Source organism: Clostridium sp. Cult2 (assembly GCF_021655075.1).
Classification (GTDB): domain Bacteria; phylum Bacillota; class Clostridia; order Tissierellales; family Tepidimicrobiaceae; genus Schnuerera.
Genome location: NZ_PPXX01000118.1, coordinates 1 through 21,719, shown reverse-complemented (window position 1 = coordinate 21,719; position 21,719 = coordinate 1). Strand labels below are relative to the sequence as shown.

25 protein-coding genes and 1 riboswitch are annotated in these 21,719 nt (G+C 30.7%); of the genes, 12 read left to right on the top strand and 13 right to left on the bottom strand.

Annotated features, from left to right (window positions below):
* Nucleotides 1–112: 112 nt before the first annotated feature.
* Nucleotides 113–676, bottom strand: a complete 564-nt coding sequence (locus C3E90_RS13045) for a glycerol-3-phosphate responsive antiterminator (RefSeq protein WP_236916101.1) — start codon at nucleotides 674–676, stop codon at nucleotides 113–115.
* 187 nt (nucleotides 677–863) lie between these two features.
* Here C3E90_RS13045 and C3E90_RS13040 point away from each other — a divergent pair, with 187 nt between their 5' ends.
* Nucleotides 864–1,790, top strand: coding sequence for a VanW family protein (locus tag C3E90_RS13040; protein ID WP_236916100.1), 927 nt, complete (start codon nucleotides 864–866; stop codon nucleotides 1,788–1,790).
* 30 nt (nucleotides 1,791–1,820) lie between these two features.
* Here the strand turns inward: C3E90_RS13040 and C3E90_RS13035 are convergent, their stop codons facing one another.
* The 6 genes from C3E90_RS13035 to C3E90_RS13010 all read right to left on the bottom strand — a co-directional run bounded on the left by C3E90_RS13035 (nucleotide 1,821) and on the right by C3E90_RS13010 (nucleotide 6,611).
* On the bottom strand, nucleotides 1,821–2,840 hold the full coding sequence (locus tag C3E90_RS13035; RefSeq protein WP_236916099.1) for a D-alanine--D-alanine ligase family protein: 1,020 nt from the start codon (nucleotides 2,838–2,840) through the stop codon (nucleotides 1,821–1,823).
* Nucleotides 2,841–2,962: 122 nt separating this feature from the next.
* Entirely contained in the window at nucleotides 2,963–3,217 is a 255-nt protein-coding gene (locus C3E90_RS13030) for a GIY-YIG nuclease family protein (RefSeq protein ID WP_236916098.1), read from the bottom strand.
* An 11-nt stretch (nucleotides 3,218–3,228) separates the two neighbouring features.
* The gene (locus C3E90_RS13025) at nucleotides 3,229–3,837 is read right to left on the bottom strand and encodes a regulatory protein RecX (protein ID WP_236916097.1); all 609 of its coding nucleotides are present in this window, start codon (nucleotides 3,835–3,837) and stop codon (nucleotides 3,229–3,231) included.
* Nucleotides 3,838–3,850: 13 nt separating this feature from the next.
* The gene (locus C3E90_RS13020) at nucleotides 3,851–4,834 is read right to left on the bottom strand and encodes an alpha/beta hydrolase family protein (protein WP_236916096.1); all 984 of its coding nucleotides are present in this window, start codon (nucleotides 4,832–4,834) and stop codon (nucleotides 3,851–3,853) included.
* A gap of 15 nt (nucleotides 4,835–4,849) precedes the next feature.
* A complete protein-coding gene (locus C3E90_RS13015; RefSeq protein ID WP_236916095.1) occupies nucleotides 4,850–5,857 on the bottom strand; it encodes an alpha/beta hydrolase in 1,008 nt (335 codons plus the stop codon).
* A gap of 73 nt (nucleotides 5,858–5,930) precedes the next feature.
* The gene (locus C3E90_RS13010) at nucleotides 5,931–6,611 is read right to left on the bottom strand and encodes a TraX family protein (protein ID WP_236916094.1); all 681 of its coding nucleotides are present in this window, start codon (nucleotides 6,609–6,611) and stop codon (nucleotides 5,931–5,933) included.
* Nucleotides 6,612–6,742: 131 nt separating this feature from the next.
* Between C3E90_RS13010 and C3E90_RS13005 the strand changes: the two genes are divergently transcribed.
* On the top strand, nucleotides 6,743–7,504 hold the full coding sequence (locus C3E90_RS13005) for a sugar phosphate isomerase/epimerase family protein (protein ID WP_236916093.1): 762 nt from the start codon (nucleotides 6,743–6,745) through the stop codon (nucleotides 7,502–7,504).
* A gap of 118 nt (nucleotides 7,505–7,622) precedes the next feature.
* Here C3E90_RS13005 and C3E90_RS13000 read toward each other — a convergent pair whose 3' ends face one another.
* Nucleotides 7,623–8,489: a DUF4349 domain-containing protein gene (locus C3E90_RS13000; RefSeq protein WP_236916092.1), complete on the bottom strand. Its 867-nt coding sequence runs from the start codon at nucleotides 8,487–8,489 to the stop codon at nucleotides 7,623–7,625.
* A gap of 156 nt (nucleotides 8,490–8,645) precedes the next feature.
* On the opposite strand from C3E90_RS13000, the gene C3E90_RS12995 reads away from it, so the two are divergent.
* Together C3E90_RS12995 and C3E90_RS12990 are read left to right on the top strand one after the other, a co-directional pair.
* Nucleotides 8,646–9,395, top strand: a complete 750-nt coding sequence (locus C3E90_RS12995) for a peptidylprolyl isomerase (protein ID WP_236916091.1) — start codon at nucleotides 8,646–8,648, stop codon at nucleotides 9,393–9,395.
* Nucleotides 9,396–9,457: 62 nt separating this feature from the next.
* Nucleotides 9,458–9,616 carry a hypothetical protein gene (locus C3E90_RS12990; RefSeq protein ID WP_236916090.1) on the top strand — a complete coding sequence of 53 codons (159 nt, stop codon included), beginning with the start codon at nucleotides 9,458–9,460 and terminating at the stop codon, nucleotides 9,614–9,616.
* Between the two features lie 63 nt (nucleotides 9,617–9,679).
* Here C3E90_RS12990 and C3E90_RS12985 read toward each other — a convergent pair whose 3' ends face one another.
* The 5 genes from C3E90_RS12985 to C3E90_RS12965 are packed head-to-tail and all read right to left on the bottom strand — an operon-like array spanning nucleotide 9,680 to nucleotide 13,699.
* Nucleotides 9,680–10,411: an AIR synthase related protein gene (locus tag C3E90_RS12985; protein WP_236916089.1), complete on the bottom strand. Its 732-nt coding sequence runs from the start codon at nucleotides 10,409–10,411 to the stop codon at nucleotides 9,680–9,682.
* On the bottom strand, nucleotides 10,404–10,898 hold the full coding sequence (locus tag C3E90_RS12980; protein WP_236916088.1) for an ECF transporter S component: 495 nt from the start codon (nucleotides 10,896–10,898) through the stop codon (nucleotides 10,404–10,406). The genes C3E90_RS12985 and C3E90_RS12980 overlap by 8 nt, the downstream gene beginning before the upstream one ends.
* Nucleotides 10,899–10,952: 54 nt before the next feature.
* The gene (locus C3E90_RS12975) at nucleotides 10,953–11,753 is read right to left on the bottom strand and encodes an ABC transporter ATP-binding protein (RefSeq protein ID WP_236916087.1); all 801 of its coding nucleotides are present in this window, start codon (nucleotides 11,751–11,753) and stop codon (nucleotides 10,953–10,955) included.
* A 4-nt stretch (nucleotides 11,754–11,757) separates the two neighbouring features.
* Nucleotides 11,758–12,750 carry a FecCD family ABC transporter permease gene (locus tag C3E90_RS12970; protein ID WP_236916086.1) on the bottom strand — a complete coding sequence of 331 codons (993 nt, stop codon included), beginning with the start codon at nucleotides 12,748–12,750 and terminating at the stop codon, nucleotides 11,758–11,760.
* 1 nt (nucleotide 12,751) lies between these two features.
* Nucleotides 12,752–13,699 carry an ABC transporter substrate-binding protein gene (locus C3E90_RS12965; RefSeq protein WP_236916085.1) on the bottom strand — a complete coding sequence of 316 codons (948 nt, stop codon included), beginning with the start codon at nucleotides 13,697–13,699 and terminating at the stop codon, nucleotides 12,752–12,754.
* A 114-nt stretch (nucleotides 13,700–13,813) separates the two neighbouring features.
* Nucleotides 13,814–14,004, bottom strand: a riboswitch (cobalamin riboswitch).
* 126 nt (nucleotides 14,005–14,130) lie between these two features.
* On the opposite strand from C3E90_RS12965, the gene cobU reads away from it, so the two are divergent.
* The 8 genes from cobU to C3E90_RS12925 all read left to right on the top strand — a co-directional run.
* Entirely contained in the window at nucleotides 14,131–14,667 is a 537-nt protein-coding gene (gene cobU / locus C3E90_RS12960) for a bifunctional adenosylcobinamide kinase/adenosylcobinamide-phosphate guanylyltransferase (protein ID WP_236916084.1), read from the top strand.
* Complete coding sequence (cobS, locus tag C3E90_RS12955) at nucleotides 14,664–15,401, top strand: adenosylcobinamide-GDP ribazoletransferase (RefSeq protein ID WP_236916083.1); 738 nt, start codon at nucleotides 14,664–14,666, stop codon at nucleotides 15,399–15,401. The genes cobU and cobS overlap by 4 nt, the downstream gene beginning before the upstream one ends.
* Nucleotides 15,392–15,967 (top strand): histidine phosphatase family protein, encoded by a 576-nt coding sequence (locus C3E90_RS12950; RefSeq protein WP_236916082.1) that lies wholly within the window; start codon nucleotides 15,392–15,394, stop codon nucleotides 15,965–15,967. The genes cobS and C3E90_RS12950 overlap by 10 nt, the downstream gene beginning before the upstream one ends.
* A 65-nt stretch (nucleotides 15,968–16,032) precedes the next feature.
* Nucleotides 16,033–17,166 carry an aldo/keto reductase gene (locus tag C3E90_RS12945; protein ID WP_236916081.1) on the top strand — a complete coding sequence of 378 codons (1,134 nt, stop codon included), beginning with the start codon at nucleotides 16,033–16,035 and terminating at the stop codon, nucleotides 17,164–17,166.
* Between the two features lie 413 nt (nucleotides 17,167–17,579).
* Nucleotides 17,580–18,998 (top strand): Na+/H+ antiporter NhaC, encoded by a 1,419-nt coding sequence (nhaC, locus tag C3E90_RS12940; RefSeq protein WP_236916080.1) that lies wholly within the window; start codon nucleotides 17,580–17,582, stop codon nucleotides 18,996–18,998.
* Between the two features lie 240 nt (nucleotides 18,999–19,238).
* A complete protein-coding gene (locus C3E90_RS12935) occupies nucleotides 19,239–20,144 on the top strand; it encodes a phosphate butyryltransferase (RefSeq protein ID WP_236916079.1) in 906 nt (301 codons plus the stop codon).
* A 12-nt stretch (nucleotides 20,145–20,156) separates the two neighbouring features.
* Nucleotides 20,157–21,233: a butyrate kinase gene (gene buk, locus C3E90_RS12930; protein WP_236916078.1), complete on the top strand. Its 1,077-nt coding sequence runs from the start codon at nucleotides 20,157–20,159 to the stop codon at nucleotides 21,231–21,233.
* A gap of 23 nt (nucleotides 21,234–21,256) precedes the next feature.
* A partial coding sequence (locus C3E90_RS12925; RefSeq protein WP_272879150.1) for a Glu/Leu/Phe/Val family dehydrogenase occupies nucleotides 21,257–21,719 on the top strand: 463 nt, incomplete at its 3' end.

Genomic DNA, 21,719 nt, shown 5'->3' with positions numbered 1-21,719 from the left:
CTGCTTAAAAAAATAGTATAATATGATTCTTCGTTAATTTGCAGGATTATATATACAATATAGTGTACAATCATTAATACGCAAAAAATTAAACTGCCGAAGAATCATATTACTAAATATACCAAACATGCTTGTTATTAGATGAAACTGCTATAGCACTAGAATTTAAGCTTTCTACTACATCTTCCTTATCCATGATTAGACCACTAGCTATAATGGGGGTTTCTGTTTCTGTATGAACCATTTTTGTAATCTTAGGCATTATTCCAGGAAAAATTTCTAAAGCATGAGGTCTAGTAGCTTTAACAGACTGGATACCCTTTTCTAGGGATATGGAGTCTACAACAAATAATCTTAATATTGTAAAAGCACCTAAATCTTTACTAAGTCTAACCAAGTTTTCTTTAGCGGTTATGATGCCATCTGGATAAATATTTTTTACAATATATTCTAATCCCCAGGTATCTTTGGAAAAACCATCAATTAAATCTATATTTATGTAAAGACCCTTATCTTTGGATTTAATCCTATTTGCTATCTCTTTCAAATTAAAAATATTTCCAGTAAGTAAAAAAACAATTTCACAAGGAGACTCTAAAGCTTCATCTAATTGGTCTAATTCATTGATAGCAGCTATTATAGGATTAATTTTTATTCTATCAAAAAAATAACTCAAATTACCACCTCGTATTAAAATATAATAATCAGCTGACATAAAATTATTTTTGTAATTATATAATTAAATTAATTTTATCATATAAAATTATTGTGGTAAAGATTAATGAAGATGTATATTTTCTATTTGATAGCTAGAAACTAAATATAATAATTCTAAAGTAAAAATAGAAAATGGAGGACTATTGATGTCAATGGACAAGATTTCAACTTTTTTAGCCAATTTAGCTATGTTATTAGCCTTAGAATCCTATACTCCGGAGAAAACAGAAGCTAATTTGGAAATAAAAGAAGACTGTATTGAAATTCAAATTGATGAACTTAGCAATAATAAATTAGAAATAGACACTCCAGATATATCTGGTACCGTAGACAATCTACCTTGGGTAGAGGATGAAGAATTCTTAGAGGCTCAAACAAAACACAAAACACCTGTGTTAATGAAAGCTTACTGTGCAGTATTAATAAATCCATTGCCTGGAGAAGAATACAATGTTAACTTAGCTGCTAACTCCCTTAAAGGTATAGTATTACTCCCTCAGGAGATATTTTCTCAAAATCATTTAATAGGTCCTTATACTAGGGAAAAGGGATATAGAAAAGGAGCTTCCTTTGCAGGTCCAAATATTGTGGAATCAGATGGTGGTGGAGTGTGTAAAATCGCCTCTACTTTATACAATGTAGCAATATTATGTGATCTAGAGATTATTGAAAGACATAATCATTCTATGCCAGTTAACTATGTTCCTTATGGGCAGGACGCAACAGTTGCCTATGGACATAAGGATTTTAGATTTAAAAATAATAAGGACTTTCCAATATTAATCTGGTCAGAAATTGTTGGGAATAGATTATATATTGGATTTTATGGTCAGGAAAAGCCACCAGCAGTAGAATGGCAACACAATATTACAAATAAAGTGAAGGCACCTATTCATTATAAAAGAAATCCTAATTTAGAGGAAGGAAAGGAAAAAACAATCCTTCAAGGTATAGATGGGGCCACAGTAGAATCCAGCATTATAATTAAATATGAAAATGGTAAAATTAAAACCAAAAATTTAGGAATTAGTAGATACCTCCCCTTACCCTATGTTATAGAAGTTAATAAATGAGGATAGGGGAGTACTCCTCTTCATATTAAATTAAATATTGACTATACTTGTTTCATCAAAGGTTCCTTCTTCAAGATTATACCTTTTAATGGCAGTTTCCACTATTTTAAAAATCAAACCTTCATAACCCAAACTTGTGGCTTCAGCCATCCTATATAAAGAGCTTTTTCCTTTCATAAGTCCAGGAAGAGAATTGATTTCTAAAACATAAGGTACTCCATTTTTATATCTAATATCCACTCTAGCATAATCTTTTAATCCTAAAGTTTTAAAAGCTTTTATTGCAGTGTTCTCCATAAGTTTTATTTCATCTTCACCTAATGAGGGAGGGATATGATAAACAGTCCTATCTTTATAATAGGCCTTTATTTCAAAACTATAAAATCTACTTAAATCTTTAGGAAGGTTCGAAAGATCTACCTCTTGAATAGGTAAAGCAATCATATCTTCATCATTTCCTATAATTCCTATGGAAAATTCTCTACCTTCAATATATTTATTTAACATAATAGGCGGATTGTATATTTTCAATTCTTCATCTACCTTTTTAGTTAAACTGTCCATATCAAAAACCAAGCTATCTTGATGTATGCCCCTACTAGAACCTTCATCATTTGGTTTTACAAGAATAGGAAATTTAATATTTATATCCTTTAGTTGTTCAATACTATATATAGAAACAAAATCAGGTGTAGGTATATTTGCAGCTTTAAAAATTTTAGATGAGTAAATCTTATTTATGGCAAGAGTGTGCCCTAAGACAGAAGAACCAGTGTAAGGTATGTTGGCATATTCTAATATGGCAGGCAATTGGGCTAATTTACTATCGCCTCTTATTCCATTACACAGGTTGAAAACTAGATCTACATTTTCGGTTTTTAGCTGACTAATAATATTGTCATCTGCAATCAAGGAGATACAATCATATTTTTGTGATAGTATTTCTTTGACCTCCTCAATAGTTTTTCTTTTCTGTTCATCTTCTTTAAAACCTTCTTCCGACGGTAGTAAATCCATTCTAGATTTATCCGTCACAATTGCAATCTTCAATAGACATTCCTCCTTTAACATTGGTATATATTAGCAAACGTGCTAAATATAGTTATATTGAGAATACATTAAAAATCAATCCTAGTCAAGGAAAAAAATGGGAAATAAGGCTGTGATTAATATTAAATATTATTATTTTCTATTTTGAACAATCTTAATTTATCACTTCTTTTAAGTTTTTTTATTTGCCATTCTCGTCTTTGAGCATCTATTTTATTATTATATTTTTCTACATATACTAATTTTACAGGAAGCCTAGCTCTAGTATATTTAGAAGCTTTTCCTTCGTTGTGAACTTTTAATCTATTTTCTAAATCTACAGTCCAACCTGTATATAAAGTATTATCTGCACATTCTAAAATATATACATAACACATTCTATCACCACTTATTCTAATAATTCTTTTAATACCCTAGAAATACAATCATAGGAATATCCTCTCCTTTGAAGGAATCCTCCTAATTTTCTATAGATTTTATCCCTATCATCACCTTTGTAGGATTTTATTTTTTTCTTAGCCAATTCCAAAGCTCTAGGATATTCATCATCATCTTTTAGTACTTCTTCTATTATTTCTTGTGAAATGCCTTTCCTATATAAATCATATTTTATTCTATGAGGACCTTGTTTATTTAAGTTTATTTTATCTTTTACAAAACTGTCAGCATAATCTAAATCATCAATTAAATTATAGCTTTTAAGATAATCTAAAGTATTATGGATTATATTATCCTCGAATCCTTTATGTTTCAATTTATCTATAATTTCTTTCTTGGTTCTTTTTTTATAACTTAAAAAATTTAATACAGTATTTTTTGCTTTTAATTGTTCTTCTTCCAACAATACCTTTTCAATAAAATCCTCGTCTATATTCATTCCTTCCTTTAAATCATATTTATATTGGATTTCTACCATAAGTCCAAAGGCAAATTGACCATTTAGATATATGCTGACTCTTTCATCATTTTTTTGTGGTTCTATCTTTGTGATTATCATTAAATTACCTACTTTACTGATTTATAGTCTTTCTAATAAATCTTACAGTTCTTTCTAATGTATTTACTGTACTTATATCTTTTAATTTAGTATCGAAGGAATGTCCACCTTTTCTATGGACTAAAAAGGTATATTTTATTTGGTAATTTTTCAATGCTTTTACAAATTTCACAGAGGATTTAAAGGGTACAGTAGTATCCATTTTTCCGTGAACTATTAAACAGGGTATCATATCTTTGCTTATCCAATTGATAGGAGAATAGAAATCATATATTTCTTCCTTTTCAATAGGACTTCCCTTTAGTGTTTGCTTTGTTGCAAATCGTGCAAATATGGATTTATTTTCAGATATGAAAATATCATTTAAATCTGTAGGAGAGTAATAAGCAACTACACCTTTTATTCCTTTCATTTCTTTTTTATTCTTTTGGTTGGTGTGGTAGGTGCTATATAGTAAAGAAAGGTGACCACCTGCTGATAATCCCATTAATATGATTTTATTCTTGTCAATAGATAGTTTTTTGTAATTTTTTTTCACATAGTTTAGAGCATCTGTATAATCGGATAGAATATCTTCCATAGTATTCCTATATCCATATCTATAATCGATACTAATAACGGCAAAACCCCTTGAAGCCAAGTATTTACACCAAGAAACATTGTTAGGTTGATTTCTAAAGCCTGAAATCCATCCACCACCATGACAAAAAAACACTAATGGGTTTTTTTCATTAGGTTTAAATGGCAACCAAAGGTCTAATTTTAAATCCCTATTCTTGGTACGTTTATAGACAAAAGTTTTATTTTCAAATTCCTTGCTTACTTCAATAGGAACTTTTGATCTTAGCGTTTTCCACCCATAAATAAATAGGGAAATCAAAAAATAGTAAAAACCTAAACTCAAATCCTCCAAAGCTAGGAAAACAAAAATTAAATAAAGATATATTTTATTAGCTATGAAATAAGATTTTTTAAGTTTTTCTTTAATTTTGTCCATATACACCCACCAAGTTTATTTTTTCAATGGATTTTCTATTATTTCTCTAGTAAGCAATGCTCGTTTTGCTTCTTTAGCATTGATATTCAGTTTATGAAGAATATATTTTGCAACAAAATATCCAAAGGGTAACCAATTAACATGACTAATAGGTAATACTTTTCTATTAGCTCCGTACATTTCATCATATAAAACTTTCCTAGATTGAATAGGTAAAGTAGAATCAAAATAGGCATCTATAAAGGTTACTTTGTTCATATCTAGCAAATGGGCATAGGAAATAGGGTCAACCTTAAATAATGGATGAATTTCATCACTAGAGACTATTTCTTTTAAGGACATATTTTTTACTTTAGGAAACTCTTCTTCATATATGCTATATAGTTTTTCTTTATTATCTAAATCAAAATCTGCCTTATACCCTTTATCAAACATCTTCCTAACAAAGGCAGTAGCAGGGGATTGGTGAAGTATACGAGGTATATGTCCACCAGTAGTCATAAAAAGCAGATGATTAATTCTTGTATCTATAGCACCTACCATTGTAGTTATCATTCCACCCAAACAATATCCGAGAATTATATTATTTTCTTTCCAATAATTATATTGTTCTAGTAAATCAATAGTACTTAAAGTATCTACTACTCCATGTTCCCAAAATCGATACATAAGATTTATGTCAGGGTAAAGATAGCTTCTACCACTTACTGAATTACCTTCAACCCTAGTGTAATTACCAGGAAGTATCAATATGGTTGAACTAACTCCCGCATTTGCCAAGTGGGGACCTAGCCATAATAGAAACTTAATATTTCTACTACCTAATCCATGGAGGATTAGAGTTGATGCACGAACTTCCTTTTTTGGTTGATAAAAATATATTTCAACATTCTCCGTTCCTGGAGAATAATTTTCATATAGGGTTTTATACCTAACATAGCTACATCTATAACTTTTTCCTTTAAATATATATCCAGACACATAGTCTATATCTCTTTTAGCATAATTGAAGTTAATCCTCATAGCAATTCCTTTCTAATTAATGATAGTCAACTTATTATATCATATTAGAAAAAATTTAATCATGGGAAACCCATTAATTTAATTTATCCATAAAGTAACCAATTATATAAAGAATCCATATATGAAGCGGATAGAATATATAGAAAAAATATTTTATATTAGGTCCTCTTTTGCCATTATACATAAGAATAAGGGGTAAGGCAAAAACCATCATCCACTGTGGATTTTGTACGAAAAGATTTTCATATGTAAATCCTCCTTGAAGGAAAATAGCAGAAATAGCAATATAGGCAAAGGACATTTTTATTTTATCCTTTTTTAAATAATGAAATATTAATACCATAGCTGTAGTCATTATAGAGCCTTCAGCAAAGGCTGAAAGAAATAGAATAATAAATATAATAAAATTATTCTTATTATCCTTTTCTAGATTAATGAGAAGTGCTATTCCTAAAGCCATGGAAAAGAAAATATTATTTATTATAAAAAATTCTCTTCTAAAAAGTAACCATATTACAGCATTACCAAAAAACATTATAGCTGACCAAGCAAATAGCCTTTTCATATAGGCTATAGAATCCCTTGTATGAACATAGCCTTCAGTTAATAAAAAGAAAAATATGGGGGCAACTAAACGACCTAGCCAATGGAACCAATAGGGTGAATTGGGTATAAATTGGGCAATATGGTCAAAAAACATGAATACAACCATTATCATCTTTAATGTAAAGCCATTAAATATTTGAAAACACATAATATGTACTCCTTCCATGGAAGTATTTATGATATACTTTTAAATAATAACCATAAAACAATTATAGCAGATTAATTGTAGCTGGTATATAATTTGTATTATTATATACTAGCAAGAAATGGGGTAAAATTATGTACAATAATATTGTCAACTGTATATCCATTATCCACGATTTTAATAAGGAAAAGTATATTGAATTGGGAACAGGTCTAGAGATACAGGATTTTGCTAAGCCCGATTTATTAGATGAAGGATGGGAAGATAGGGTAGAAGAATACAAAAGAAAATTAGATGGATTTTCAAACATTCTATCTTTACATGGACCTTTTTTGGATTTAAAACCTGTAAGTCCAGATAAAACAATAAGAAAGGCAAGCTATAATAGATATCTTTCAGCTTTATACATTGGAAAAGAGCTAAATACAGATTATATAATATTCCATAGTCAAATAAATCCTTGGATAAAGGAGCCTAAAATAAAAGAGTTAACCAATAAATTAAATAAAAAATTTTGGAATGAAATTATAAAAGAAGTAAAGGATTATAAGGGTAAAATTTTAATAGAAAACATTTTTGAAGATGACCCTATCCTTACTAAGGAGCTAGTAGATACCATAGACTTACCTAATGTGAAAGTGTGTTTAGATATTGGACATGCAATGCTTGAGACTAAAAATGGTTTAGAGAACTGGATAAAGGAATTAAATAATAGAATAGAATATATACACCTCCATTGGAATGATGGTATTTATGATCAACACAATAGGCCTTCAAAGGAAAATATAATATTACTAAAAGACCTATTAGATAGATATAATCTAAATCCTATAATAGCTTTAGAATATAATGTTGATGATATTGAAGAAGAAATAAAAAGAATCAGGAGAATTTAATCTTCTCCTGATTGTTGTTTTAACGTACTTTTCAGTATAAACATGATAAGGAAGAATCACCAAATTAAAAGCAATACCTAATAGTTCTAGAGTTTTGTTATTGCAAATATCATAATTCTTAATTATCCTTTTTCTTTTTATATTTAACTATACCTTTATATAGAACAAATCCTAATGCTCCAAATATTATTATGAAAGGCAATAAGTAAATCAAAAGGATTATTAATTTTTCTAAGGTGTTTTTAAAGAAGTAGAGAGAATCATTTAAAGCGTCTGATATTTTATTACCAAAAGTAGTTTTAGGAGTTGTTGCACTGATTAACTTATCAACCTCTCGGATATATAGATTTACCGTACTAAAATCCACTTTATCATCTAAATCCATAAGGCTAGACTGTAATCTTTCCTTTTCGTATATAATTTGACTTAGCTGTTCTTCTAAGGCTATTATGTCCTCGATTCTGTCAGCCTTTTCCATAAGGGCAAGAATTCTTTCTTCCTTTACCTCAATAACCTTTAGTCTCGATTCTGTATCAGTATATTGTTTTGTAACATCTTGTTTATTTAAGCTTTCATTAGTTTTATTTCCAATATTCTTTAAATCTGTTTTAAAGTTTTGTGTATTAGCTTTAGGAACCCTAATAACATATTGTCCAGTCCTATAATTTCTAGAACTATAGGAAATATTGGAATATTCTACATATCCTTCATGTTTCTTAATAATCTTGTCTAATTCTTCGTTGGATGTATCAAACTCAGTAGTTTCAAATCGTAAATCAATAGTAGTAATAACTTTATCTGGTTCTAGTAGACTATCAGACCCATATCCAGTGTCAGAATCTTCTTTAGCAGCTGGCTCAGAATCATATTCGGAAGTAACCATATCATTTGGTACACTTTCTTTTTGTTTTCCACAGCCAACTATCATAGACATAGTAAGAACTATAATAATAAAAATATAAATAATTCTTTTAAAGATTCTCATTGATTATCAACTCCTTTAATTTGATTATATAACAGATTTAGGTATAATGTATTACAAAAAGATGACAGTTAGGATATAACTTGACATAAAAATTTCAATATGATACGTTCAATGAGTTGAGAGGGTTATAAATAAATTAAAAGGAGAATTTATAAAATGGAGAAAGGCAAAGTGTTAGCAACAGTAAACGGAAAAGAGATTACTGATAAAGATGTATATAGTTTTTTAAATCAGTTAGGGCCACAAGCTGCAGCTCAATTTAATTCACCAGAAGGATTAAATATGTTAACTAACGAATTGATTAATCAGGAACTTGTCTATTTAGACGCCATTAATAATGGTTTGGACGAAGAAGAAAACTTTAAAAGGGAATTGGAACTGGTTAAAGAAAATATTTTAATACAATATGCAATAAATAAACTTTTGTCAGGTATAACTGTTTCTGAAGAGGAAGTAAGTAAATTCTATACTGAAAACAAAGAGAATTTTAAATTTCCAGAGTCCGTAGGAGCTAGCCATATATTAGTTGATGATAAAGAAAAAGCCAAGGAGATATTAGATGAAATTAATGCTGGTCTATCTTTTGAAGAAGCAGCTGGCAAGTATTCAAATTGCCCTTCGAAAGCAAATGGTGGAGATTTAGGTGAATTTACTAGGGGTAAAATGGTTCCAGAGTTTGAAGAAGCAGCATTTGCTATGGAAGAAGGGGAAATAAGTGAACCTGTAAAAAGCCAATTCGGTTATCATATAATTAAACTTAATTGTAAAAAGGCTTCAGGCAATAGCGCATTGGAAGAAGTTAAGGATAAAATTAATCAGCAACTGATAAATTTAAAACAACAAGAAAGATATTTAGGGAAAACAGGAGAACTTAGAGAAAAATATAATGTTAAAACTTATTTTTAATCCCTTAAATTACCTTGTATGTAGTAATCAATAAGGCAAAAAATACATATGAGGTGATATAAGTGAAAGATAAAAGAAATAAAAGGGAAATTGATAAAAACTTTTTCAATCAAATGAATTATGAAATTGCTGAAGAACATGGCATAGTAAATAATGAAGAGATGAAAAACAATAAAAAGTTTTTGGATTGGAACAAAGAAAATAAAAAAAATAATAAGTAATATAAAAACCCTAGTTTCTAATGTGGTCTGTAGAAAACTAGGGCTTTTTTCATGTTTAATTATTTAATAAATTTCCCCAATATAAGTAATTGGTTTATCAATTAGCTTTTTAATAGATGCTATGCTTTTTTCATAATGGACAACAAGACAGCAGGTAGAAGGACCTCCTGATTTTAATACATCAAGATGCTGTGGAAAATTGGCTTCTACATTTAGTCCTGATATTTTTTCTAAAATACCAATTTCATATTTAATTCCTTTAGAACCTACTGGAATTGCTTCAATTATTTCCTTACAATTAGAAATTTTTACATAGTCATTCAATTGAAGCACATCTTTTGAGTTTAAAACTTCATTTCCTACATGAGGATATCCTAATAGGGAAACTTGCATACCTTTTTTTACTTTATTTATCTTTAAATCTGCAATATTTGCTTTTGCTATTACTGTAATCCCTATACCTGTCATTGATGTAGGGAAATTTTCTTCAGTACTTCCTGTAAAAAATATGCCTGAAAGCCCATTTTCATCAATCTCACTTTTTATACTACTTAAAATTTTTTCACCTGTGGGCTTCATTTCAACAGACAAAGTATCTGATATTATAATGGGTTTTGCTCCTACACATAATGCTTCTGAAAGAGCTACTTTTACAGTAGTCCTTCCTACAATGTCTTCATCAATCTTCAGTACATCATTTTTTTTATTTCCAATTGCTCCTAGACTATCACAAGATATTACATATGCCACATCATTTTCATAGATTATTATTAAATCCCTATATCTTTTAATCAATGTTATTACCATCTATCTTTGTCATTCCTTTATAAACTAATGAAGCTAAAAATATATTAATAAAAGAAGCAATTGTCAAAGGGAGGACCCATCCTATAAAGAATCCCCATCCAAATAAAGGTACAAACAAAAGAGCAGAAATAGGCCCATTTAATATGGTAGTAACTATTATTGCAATATAGATGTTAAACTTTTCATGAAAAAATCTAAATAAGTATGCAAATACTGCCATTTGTATTGCTATATACAAATGAATAGTAATGCCTAAAGGAAATCCAGAAGTAATTGCTGTAAGTATATGGCCTAAGCTTATAACAAGAGCACCATATCCACCTCCTAGGTACAATGCAGCAAAATATCCTGGCATTGAATCGAAAGCTACAGTGTTAAAAACCTTTATTAGAGCACCCACTGCACTTAGGGCTATTAGCATAGCAACTATTGTAAGGGTTTTGATATTTTTCAATGTGTTTGCTTTTTCTTTCATCTCAACAACCTCCCAATAAATAAATTCTATATGATTATTTTATATTTCACATTATTACACCACTTTGAATTGCTTCTTTCTGCTTAGTATAGGAATAATATAAGGAATATGGTTTATAGGATTTTCAAGCAATTCTACATCTATTGAAAAAGCTGCTCTTATATTATTTACTGTTAAAACATTTTTAGGGGACCCAGCAGCCATTATTCTACCTTCTTTCATAATGAAAACCTCATCACAAAATTGTGAAGCAAGGTTAATATCGTGAAGCACAGTTATTACAAGTATTCCATTTGAAGATAAATTATTTACAAGAGATAGTGTTTCAATTTGATATTTAATATCTAGATGTGAAACAGGCTCATCCATAAGTAAAATTTTAGGTTTCTGGGCTAATGCCCTTGCTATATATACCCTTTGTCTTTCACCGCCACTTAAGTCCTTAATGTTTTTATCTTTAAATTGCCAGGTATTTGTAATTTTCATACAATCCATAACAATAGACTTGTCTTCTTTTCTTTCCGACTGAAATCTTTTAAGAAAAGGAATTCTTCCCATCATAACTAAGTCATAACAACTAAATTCAAAGTCATAATCTATATCTTGGGGTACATAAGCTATGTATTTAGCCTTTTCTTTTACAGCAAAATCCTTAATATTTTTTCTTGTTATAAAAATATTTCCTGATGTGGGTTTCAAATACCCGGATATATTCTTTAAAAGGGTAGTCTTACCACTTCCATTTGCACCTATTATTCCTATCATCATGCTTCTATTTATGATGAAATCTACTCCTTTTAAAACTTCAGTTTTATCATAAGAAAAATGCAATTTATCTACTTGTAAAATAGGCATACAATCACATTCCTTCACTTTTTCGTTTATTTTTAATTAGTAAATATAAAAAAAATGGTCCGCCAAATGCTGCAGTTATTATTCCAATAGGTATTTCAGAAGGTCTTAGGATAACCCTAGCTAAAGTATCAGCAATAGTTAAAAATACTGCTCCTGATATGGCGCTAAAAGGTACAAGAATTCTATTGTCAGGGCCTATAATAAGCCTAGATATATGAGGTACAATAAGTCCAACAAAACCGATAATTCCACCCATTGATACTGCTGTGGCAGTAACTAAAGACCCTAATATAAGAATAATCTTTTTAACCAATTCTGTATTTACACCCAGATGTTCAGCAACTTCTTCTCCTGTCAATATAGCATTTACATCCCTTGAAAATACATACATAATTGAAGAACCTATTATTATAATAGGAGTAGAAAAAACTACATTACTCCAATTGGTAAGGTTAAATCCTCCCATAGTCCAAAAAACAATTCTAGCAAACTCATTATGGTTCAAAAGCATCAGAAGAGAAATTATTGCAGATATGAATGCGCTTATAGCTATACCAGCTAATAGCATAGTGGTCATAGATACTCTTGATTCTGTTTTAGAGGTAGTATATACAATTAAAATAATAATTAAAGAAGAAACAAAAGCCATAAAGCTAAGTTTAAACAAGCCAAAGCCTAATATTATGGCAATGGTTGCTCCTAAAGCTGCACCAGATGATATTCCTAAAACATAAGGGTCTGCCATAGGATTTCTTAAAAGTCCTTGAAAAAATACTCCTACAACTGAAAGTCCCATTCCTACAACTGCTGATGCAATTATTCTTGGAAGTCTTAAATTAAGAATTATCATTTTGAAAGTTTCGTTTCCTTTACCCAAAAATATATTAATAATTTCCTGTAGGGGTATATTAACTGCCCCTACAGAAATGGAAATAATTATTGTGAATATTAATAAGAGAAAAGATATAGTAAAGTATATACTTTTTTTAACTTTCACTTTATTTGAATACCTCCGGATGTAAGAATTCTGCAATTTCCTCTAATCCTAAAACAATCCTATTAGAAGCTCTTGCTATTATATCATCATTACTAATGACAAACACATTTTCATTTTTAACAGCCTCTGTATCCTTGTAGCCCACCGTATTTTCTATATCTTCTAAATCACCTGCATGGGGAGATGTTATAATAACATTAGGGTTTTTCTCTACTAATTTTTCCATGCTATACTGAACCCATCCATCTACATCTCCTGCAATGTTTTTTCCACCTGCTAGACTTATTAACTCATCTATAAAAGTACCTTTACCAGCTGTCCAGTTTCCATCAAAGGAGACAAGATAGAATACATCCGTTTCTGGAAGTTCTTTTACTTTATCATTTATTTCTTTAATTTTAGTTTCCATATCTTTAATTGTTTCTTCTCCTTTTTCCACATTGTCTGTTATCTGACCTATTATTTTTATAGATTCATATATTTGATTTATATTTTTAGCTTCCAGCATAATAACGGGGACACCCATATTTTCCAAGGATTCCATTTCTTCTTGACCTGAAAGATTAGAAGCAAATATTAGGTCAGGCTTTTGAGCAGTTATGGCTTCAACATTGGGTCCTTTAAAATCTCCTACCTTTTCCACGTCTTCCACTTCAGGTGGATAATTATCATAATCTGTAACACCTACTACTTTATTACCTGCGCCTAAAGCATATAATAATTCAGTGGTAGAAGGAGCAAGGGATATTATTCTTTCAGGCTCATCTTCTAAAGTTACTTCTCTTTCTAAAAAATCAACAATCTTTAATGGAAATTGATTTTCAACAGTTTCATTTGATGATTGAGTTGTATCTTGGGGTTTTGATGAATTATTCGTTGAACAAGCCACCAGTGAAATTGACAAGGTAAACACCAATAACAAAGCAAATAAGTTTTTAAATTTTCTCATAAATACCCTCCTAAATTTAATTTTGAATATCAAAAAAGGCCTACCCTTAGGAGGTAGACCTTTTAAATAAAATTTAAAAAAAAAAATTTTATTTCACCTTCCCTCCGAAGGTAAATTAACCATAATCTTATGGTAGGTCTCCTGGCTTGCGATTCATCTTCCACCCTGCCTTCCCATCTAGGTTTCTACTTAGAAATAGATAGTGGCATATTAGGGTTTCATCATCGCTTACAGTAGCGGGGGCTGCGCGGGATTTTAACCCGACTTCCCTATTAACCTTACGGACCATAAGACTTTAATATTCATTTATGTAATTATATTGTATATCTAGTCATTACTTAAGTCAACAGGTTTCAACCAATAAGTATTTATGGTATACTTGTAAATGTTAGTAGTGATTAGATGTTTAAAACAATTGTCCAGGTGATTATATGATTATATTAGTAACTGGTGGAGCCAGAAGTGGAAAAAGTACCTTTGCCGAAAACATGTACAGGGATAAAAGAGATGTAGTATATATTGCTACGTCTAAAATATGGGACAAAGAAATGGAAGAAAGGGTTAGGTTACACCAAAGCAGTCGACCTTCTTATTGGCGAACCTATGAAGGTAACTATTCATTAATTAATGCTTTAGGAGAAGAAAAAAACTATCTATTAGATTGTATAACTATTCTTACATCCAATATAATGTTTGATATGACCAAAGAGGAAGAATATATAGACTATGAATTGCAAAGGAAAGTAGAAAATAAAATATATGAGGAATTACAATCCTTAATAAAAATTATTGAGCATAAAGGTTACAATCTAGTATTGGTAACTAATGAAGTAGGATATTCTCTAGTTCCAGAAAATCATATAGGCAGAGTGTTTAGGGATATACAGGGGAGAATAAATCAAAGGATAGCAGCTTTATCCAATGAGGTTTATTTGGTATGTTGTGGCATACCGGTGAAAATAAAATGATAGATGGGTTCATATTAGCTATCCAGTTTTTAACACGATTACCTATTAATAAGTCGGTAGATTTTAATGATAAAAGCCTTTCAAGGAGTGTTTTTTTCTTTTCAATGGTAGGTATGATAATTGGGGGAATAGGAGGGCTATTTTACTATATATTTAGCTATTTAAATAAGAACATTGGCATTTTCTTTGCCTTAGTATCAATGATAGTTGTTACAGGTGGTCTTCATTTAGATGGATTGTCTGACACCTGTGATGGATTTTTATCCTATAGAGAAAAGGATAGAATTCTTGAAATAATGAAAGATAGTCGTATAGGGGCTTTTGGAGTTATATCTATAGTACTAGATATTCTTCTAAAGTATATTCTTATATCCAGTATAAAAGGGTATATACCTTTAATATTGGGACTATCCTTTGGAAATAGCCGTTTAGTGATATCCTATATAATGTCTACTAAAAAAGTTGGTAGAAATGATGGTTTAGGGTATATGTTTCATAAAAGCAATCCTAAAAAGTATGCTTTATTTGGAGGGATTATATATATTGCAATAATTTTATTGATTAATCCAATCTATTTAATACCATTATTATTATCTTTTATAGCTGGTGAGATAATGACAAAAATAACTTATAAGAAGATAGGTGGATTTACTGGAGATGTATATGGAGCTACCATAGAAATTGGTGAAATAATATCTTTAATAACATTTGTGGAGGTGCTAAAATGGATATAATTTTGATACGTCATGGACAGACGGAAGACAATGCAGGGAGAATATTTAGTACAAAGGATACTATATTAACGGATGAGGGAAAGGAGCAAATTAAGAAGACTAAAACCTTTATTGATACCTTATCCTTTGACAAAGTATATGTAAGTCCCCTACATAGGGCTATTCAAACTATGGAAATATTGGGATTGGATGGAGAAAAGGAAGAAAGAATTAAGGAGGTGGATTATGGATTATTTGAAGGGAATACTTATGAAGAAATTGTGGACAAGTTCCCAGAAGAAGCTAAAATTTGGGATGAGGACTACTTAAATTTTCTTACCCCAGAGGGGGAAAGTATTAAGCTGGCTTATGAAAGAGTTACTTCCTTTTTAGAAGAAATATCAAAAAAAGATGAAGACGTAGTATTAGTATGTCATGCTGGAGTTATAAGAATTGCTTTAAGCTGGGTATTTGAGAATGTAGACTATTTCTTTAAATTTAAGATAGATAATGGTAGCGTTAATATAATATCCATTGATGAAAAGGGATTTAAATATATTAAAAGGACCAATTATTCTGTAAGATAATAAGGAATTATCAATAAAGATAATTTAAATTTTAGTATTAATATTCTTAATAAGGGAGTGGTTTTATGCAATATAGAAGTTTTACTAAAGATAATCTTCAGGTATCAGGCCTTGGCTTTGGATGTATGCGTTTTCCAATACTAGATAATGATTCCAGTAAAATAGACGAAGAAAAAGCTATAAAAATGCTCAGATACGCTATAGACAATGGTGTTAATTATATTGATACAGCTTACCCATATCATCAAGAAAATAGCGAATATGTAGTAGGTAAAGCTCTAAAAGATGGTTACAGAGAAAAAGTTTACCTTGCTACTAAACTTCCTGGTTGGTTAGCTGAGAGTTATGAAGATTTTAATAAATACTTAGATGAACAACTAGAAAAACTTGATACTAGCTATATTGACTTTTATTTAATACATTCCTTAAACAAAGATTATTGGGATAAGATTAAAGAACTAGGAGTTCTAAAATTTGCCGATGAAGCAAAACAAAGTGGAAAGGTAAAATATATAGGGTTTTCATTTCATGATGAATTAAATGTATTTAAAGAAATTATTGATTCCTATGATTGGGATTTCTGTCAGATACAACTTAACTACCTTGATAGAAATTATCAAGCCGGGGAAGAAGGATTAAAATACGCCTATGGAAAAGGTATATCTGTAGTCATAATGGAACCTATAAAGGGGGGGAAATTGTCAAATCCATCTGAGGAAATTAAATCCATATGGGATTTAAATGAAATAAAGAGAACTCCTTCTGAGTGGGCCCTTAGGTGGGTATTAAACCATAAAGAGGTATCAGTACTATTAAGCGGTATGAATACCATAAATCAAGTAAAAGAAAATATAAAAACTGTTTCCAATGCTCTAGCCAATTCTTTGAATAAAAAAGAAGTTGAACTAATAGATAAAGTTACAAATATATATGAAGAAAAAATAAAAGTTGGATGTACTGGCTGTGAATATTGTCTTCCTTGCGAAAACAATGTTAATATTCCAGGTATTTTCCAATTATATAATGATTTATTTGTTTTTGGAGCTGAAGAAATTTCAAAAAATAGGTATAGTTCTTTTATGCAAAATGAGAAAGATGCTTCTATGTGTATAGAATGTGGAAAATGCGAAACTATGTGTCCACAAAATATTGAAATCAGAAAACATCTTAAAGAAGCTCATAATATTTTAGCTAAATAGGTTAAGAAGCAAAGGGTTATTAAAAATATATATAAGTTTATAATATAAACAAAGGGAATAAGGGGTGTTAATTTAATAAACACCCCCTATTCCTTTTTTTATTTTGTATAAATTTCCAGGAAGGCTGCAGCACAGTAAATAAGAGAAGTTTAACAAAATTGAGAATATTGTGGCAAAATGGCATGTAAATTGCATTTAATATATATAGAATTAATCCCGGGATATATTATTTAGTTTCACAAGTATAATTATACACATTCAATTGATGTAAATTAAGGAACAACATACTTAGCAATTTTCTATAGGATATTATTAAAAAACAAGCAAGGGAACATAGCAACTTACAACGATTGAAATATGTTAAGAATCATCTACTAGTTAAAGATACAAATATAATATGAGGGGGAAGTTAAATGGAAAAAGAAAAGAAAACGCCTTCTTTTAAGTATGCTTTACTAGCTTTAGGGGCTATTGTTGTTTTTATGATAATTGGAATAAACTTTTTAAAGATTAGAATTGAAGTAATGATGTTTGGAGCATGGCTTATAGTTGTACCTTTTGCTAAGAAATTAGGTTATACTTTTGATGAACTAGAAGGTGCAGCATATGAAATGGTTCGAAAAGGAATGCAAGCAATAACAATAATACTAGCAGTTGGAATGCTTGTAGGTGCATGGATTAGTGCTGGAACAGTTCCTACATTGATTTATTACGGATTAAAAATAATTACTCCTAAGTTTTTCTTAGTAACTGCATTAATATTATGTTCTATTGTATCCCTTGCAACAGGAACATCTTGGGGAACGATGGGTACTTGTGGTATTGCTATGATGGGAATTGGTGCTGGATTAGGTATACCTGCTGGAATGACTGCTGGTGCTGTAATAAGTGGTGCATATTTTGGAGACAAGCTTTCTCCATTATCTGATAGTACAAACCTTGCTCCTGCAGTTTCAGGAACAGATGTTATAACCCATATAAAACATATGTTGCCTGTTACCATACCAGCTTATTTAATCTCATTTGTAATTTTCCTTGTTTTAGGATTTAAATATGGTTCAGATACTGCGGATATTTCTATGATAAATGAAATCGTTGTCTCAATAGAAGGTATATTTAATGTGGGCATAATAGCTCTTTTACCAGCAATAATAGTAATCTTCTTGCTAGTAAGAGGACAATCACCTGTAACTTCAATCCTAATAGGTTCAGTAGCTGGTTACGCTGTTGCTACTTTATACCAAGGTTTTGACCCTGCTTATGCAGCTGAAGCTTTATATACAGGATTTGCTGGAGACTTTGGAAGCGATTTCTTAAATAAATTATTAAATCGTGGTGGCCTTTTAAGTATGGCAAATATCGCTTCGATTATGATTTCCGGTTTAGGATTAGGTGGAATGTTAAGATATAGTGGAATACTTCAAGCAATATTAGATGTCTTGGCTACAAAGATTAAAAATGAAGGTAGCTTGATTCTAAGTACTATGATAGTAGCATATCTAGCAAATATGATAGGTGGATCCATGAGTTTTGCAGCTGTTATGACTGGTACACTAATGTCTCCACTTTATGAACAATGGAACCTAAAACCTGAAAATTTATCTAGAACAATTGAAGACTCTTCAACCCTGGGAGCGCCTTTAATTCCTTGGAATAGTAATGCTCTGTTTGCAATGTCTATGCTCCAAGTATCTTATGCTGAATATATTGGTTTTGCATTTTTCAATATTATAGACCCAATTATTGCCATAATTTATGGATTTACAGGATTTACTATTAAAAAATATACGGAAGATGAATTAAAGGCTAAGGGCAAAACAAAATTAGCATAAAACAAAAATTAGTATAATACATAATGCCTAGAGACAAGACTCTAGGCATTACTAATGTCGTACATTATATTAACATGTATTTTGTTTTATGTTCATTATATTAACGATTGGTATCATGGATAAATAATAATATCTTCAAATCATTTATTTAACATACTTTCAAAACATGGTATAGAAGTTGCATATATGTTTAAGTAGTAAGTTAATATAGCAAAATGATTAATAGAATGGGGTGGTGAAATGATTAAAGTATTTGAAGAAATAGCTGAAAAAGCAAAAAAAATAGGTCCAAAAACTATGGCTGTAGCAGTATGTCAAGATGAGGACATATTAAAATCCGTTAATTATGCCTATGAACAAGGAATAGTGAATCCAATATTAATAGGAGATAGAAAAGCTACAGAAAAAATTGCTAAAGATTTAGGAATTGATTTAAGCAGATTTGAACTAATAGATGTGGAGGACAAGAAAGAGGCGTGTAAGTTAGCTGTAAAGACTGTCCATGACAAGAAAGCTGATATGGTTATGAAAGGATTTACCGACACATCAATGATATTGAGAGCAGTTTTAGATAAAGAGGAAGGACTTATGGATGGAGGTTTAATAAGCCATGTTGGTGTAGTGGCTGTAAGAGCCTTCGATAGACCTTTTATTGTAACTGACTCTGCAATGAATATAGCACCAGGAGTAGAGGATAAAGTAAATATAATAAACAATGCAGTAAAAGTAGCCCATGCATTAGGAATAGATACACCAAAAGTAGCTATGATTTGTGCTGTTGAAAAGGTTTCTAAGAAAATGCCAGCAACTGTAGAAGCTAAAGAAGTAGTTGAAATTTTTGAAAATGGTGGAATTAAAGGATGTATTGTAGGAGGACCTTTTGCTATTGATAATGCAGTATCTGAAGAGGCAGCAAAACATAAGGGAATTGATCATCCTGTTGCAGGAAATGCAGATGTTCTAGTAGCTCCTGATATAGAGGCAGGAAATATTTTAAATAAATCCATGGAATACTTTGGACAAGCTGAAAAAGCAGGAATTATTATGGGTGCAAAAACTCCTATTGTTCTAACATCCAGAGCTAGCTCTGGCGAAGCGAAGTTTAATTCTATAGCCTTAGGAGTTTTAGTTTCAAATATTATATAGGAGGTTGATACTATGAATAAAACCTACAGAATATTGGTTATAAATCCAGGTTCAACGTCAACGAAAATAGCAATTTACGAAAATGAAAAAGAAGTAATAACTGAAACAATAAAACACTCAGCTGATGAAATTAAACAATTTGAAACCATATATAGTCAATTGGATTTCAGAAAAAATTTAGTTTTAGAAGTATTAAAAAAGAACAATATTGATTTAAATACCATAGATGCTATAGCTGGTAGAGGCGGAAATATGAAACCAGTAGCTGGAGGAACATATCTTGTAAATGAACCTATGATAGAAGACTTAAAGGTTGGAGTAATGGGTCAACATGCTTCTAACTTAGGAGGCATAATAGCTCATGAGATAGGAAAACCATATGGTTTAAAGGCTTATGTAGTTGACCCTGTAGTAGTAGATGAATTCGAAGAAATATCAAGAATATCTGGTATGCCTGAGATTCCAAGAAAATCTAAAGACCATCCACTTAACTCTAAGGCTGTGGCTAGAAAAGCAGCTAAGGAATTAGGAGCCAAATATGATGAATTAAATATTATTACTGCCCATTTAGGGGGAGGAATTTCTATAGGGATACATAAAAAGGGCAGAGTTGTTGATGTAAACAATGCATTAGATGGAGACGGTCCATTTTCACCTGAAAGAGCTGGAGGGCTTCCTGTTGGTGGACTTGTAGACTTATGTTTTTCAGGAGAATATACAAAAGCAGAAATAAGGAAAAAAATAGTAGGAAATGGTGGCTTAGTAGCATATTTAGGTACTAATGATGGTAGAGAAGTTCAAGAGATGATAAATAATGGCGATAAAAAAGCTGAATTAGTATATAAAGCTATGGCTTATCAGATAGCTAAAGCCATAGGAGCCAGTGCTACTGTAGTGAAAGGAAATGTAGATGCAATAGTCTTAACTGGTGGTCTAGCCTTTGACAAGGTATTAATGGGATGGATTGAAGAAAGTGTAAACTTTATATCAAAGGTATTTGTATATCCAGGAGAATATGAAATGGTAGCCTTAACTGAAGGGGTTATCAGAGTCCTTAATGGTGAGGAAGAATTAAAAGAATATAAATAGTAAATATAAGGAGGAATAATAAAATGGCAAAAGAAAATTTAAACCCACTAGAAAGTGCACAAAAACAAGTGAAAGCTGCTTGTGATGCTTTAGGATTAGAACCAGCAGTATACGAAATATTAAAAGAGCCTAAAAGAATGATAGAAATTTCAATACCAGTCAAAATGGATGATGGTAGCTTGAAGGTATTCAAAGGTTATAGAGCAGTACACAGTGACGCTATAGGACCTGGTAAAGGTGGAGTAAGGTTCCATCCAGGAGTAAATCCAGATGAAGTAAAAGCACTATCCGTTTGGATGACATTCAAATGTGGTGTTATGGGAGTTCCTTATGGTGGAGGAAAAGGTGGAGTTACTGTAGATCCTCTTAGCCTATCCCAAGGAGAACTAGAAAGACTTTCTAGAGGATATATACAAGGACTTTATAAATATTTAGGCGAAAAAATTGACATTCCTGCACCAGACGTAGGAAGTAAAGGTCAAGTAA

Excerpts from the sequence above, each read along its gene's own strand:
- C3E90_RS13005 (WP_236916093.1), top strand. The coding sequence starts at position 6,743 with ATGTACAATAATATTGTCAACTGTATATCCATTATCCACGATTTTAAT.
- C3E90_RS13040 (WP_236916100.1), top strand. The coding sequence starts at position 864 with ATGTCAATGGACAAGATTTCAACTTTTTTAGCCAATTTAGCTATGTTA.
- nhaC (WP_236916080.1), top strand. The coding sequence starts at position 17,580 with ATGGAAAAAGAAAAGAAAACGCCTTCTTTTAAGTATGCTTTACTAGCT.
- C3E90_RS12980 (WP_236916088.1), bottom strand. The coding sequence starts at position 10,898 with ATGAAAGAAAAAGCAAACACATTGAAAAATATCAAAACCCTTACAATA.
- cobS (WP_236916083.1), top strand. The coding sequence starts at position 14,664 with ATGATAGATGGGTTCATATTAGCTATCCAGTTTTTAACACGATTACCT.
- buk (WP_236916078.1), top strand. The coding sequence starts at position 20,157 with ATGAATAAAACCTACAGAATATTGGTTATAAATCCAGGTTCAACGTCA.
- C3E90_RS12950 (WP_236916082.1), top strand. The coding sequence starts at position 15,392 with ATGGATATAATTTTGATACGTCATGGACAGACGGAAGACAATGCAGGG.
- cobU (WP_236916084.1), top strand. The coding sequence starts at position 14,131 with ATGATTATATTAGTAACTGGTGGAGCCAGAAGTGGAAAAAGTACCTTT.
- C3E90_RS13015 (WP_236916095.1), bottom strand. The coding sequence starts at position 5,857 with ATGAGGATTAACTTCAATTATGCTAAAAGAGATATAGACTATGTGTCT.
- C3E90_RS13000 (WP_236916092.1), bottom strand. The coding sequence starts at position 8,489 with ATGAGAATCTTTAAAAGAATTATTTATATTTTTATTATTATAGTTCTT.
- C3E90_RS13010 (WP_236916094.1), bottom strand. The coding sequence starts at position 6,611 with ATGTGTTTTCAAATATTTAATGGCTTTACATTAAAGATGATAATGGTT.
- C3E90_RS12935 (WP_236916079.1), top strand. The coding sequence starts at position 19,239 with ATGATTAAAGTATTTGAAGAAATAGCTGAAAAAGCAAAAAAAATAGGT.
- C3E90_RS12995 (WP_236916091.1), top strand. The coding sequence starts at position 8,646 with ATGGAGAAAGGCAAAGTGTTAGCAACAGTAAACGGAAAAGAGATTACT.
- C3E90_RS12945 (WP_236916081.1), top strand. The coding sequence starts at position 16,033 with ATGCAATATAGAAGTTTTACTAAAGATAATCTTCAGGTATCAGGCCTT.
- C3E90_RS12965 (WP_236916085.1), bottom strand. The coding sequence starts at position 13,699 with ATGAGAAAATTTAAAAACTTATTTGCTTTGTTATTGGTGTTTACCTTG.
- C3E90_RS13025 (WP_236916097.1), bottom strand. The coding sequence starts at position 3,837 with ATGATAATCACAAAGATAGAACCACAAAAAAATGATGAAAGAGTCAGC.
- C3E90_RS13030 (WP_236916098.1), bottom strand. The coding sequence starts at position 3,217 with ATGTGTTATGTATATATTTTAGAATGTGCAGATAATACTTTATATACA.
- C3E90_RS12975 (WP_236916087.1), bottom strand. The coding sequence starts at position 11,753 with ATGCCTATTTTACAAGTAGATAAATTGCATTTTTCTTATGATAAAACT.
- C3E90_RS13020 (WP_236916096.1), bottom strand. The coding sequence starts at position 4,834 with ATGGACAAAATTAAAGAAAAACTTAAAAAATCTTATTTCATAGCTAAT.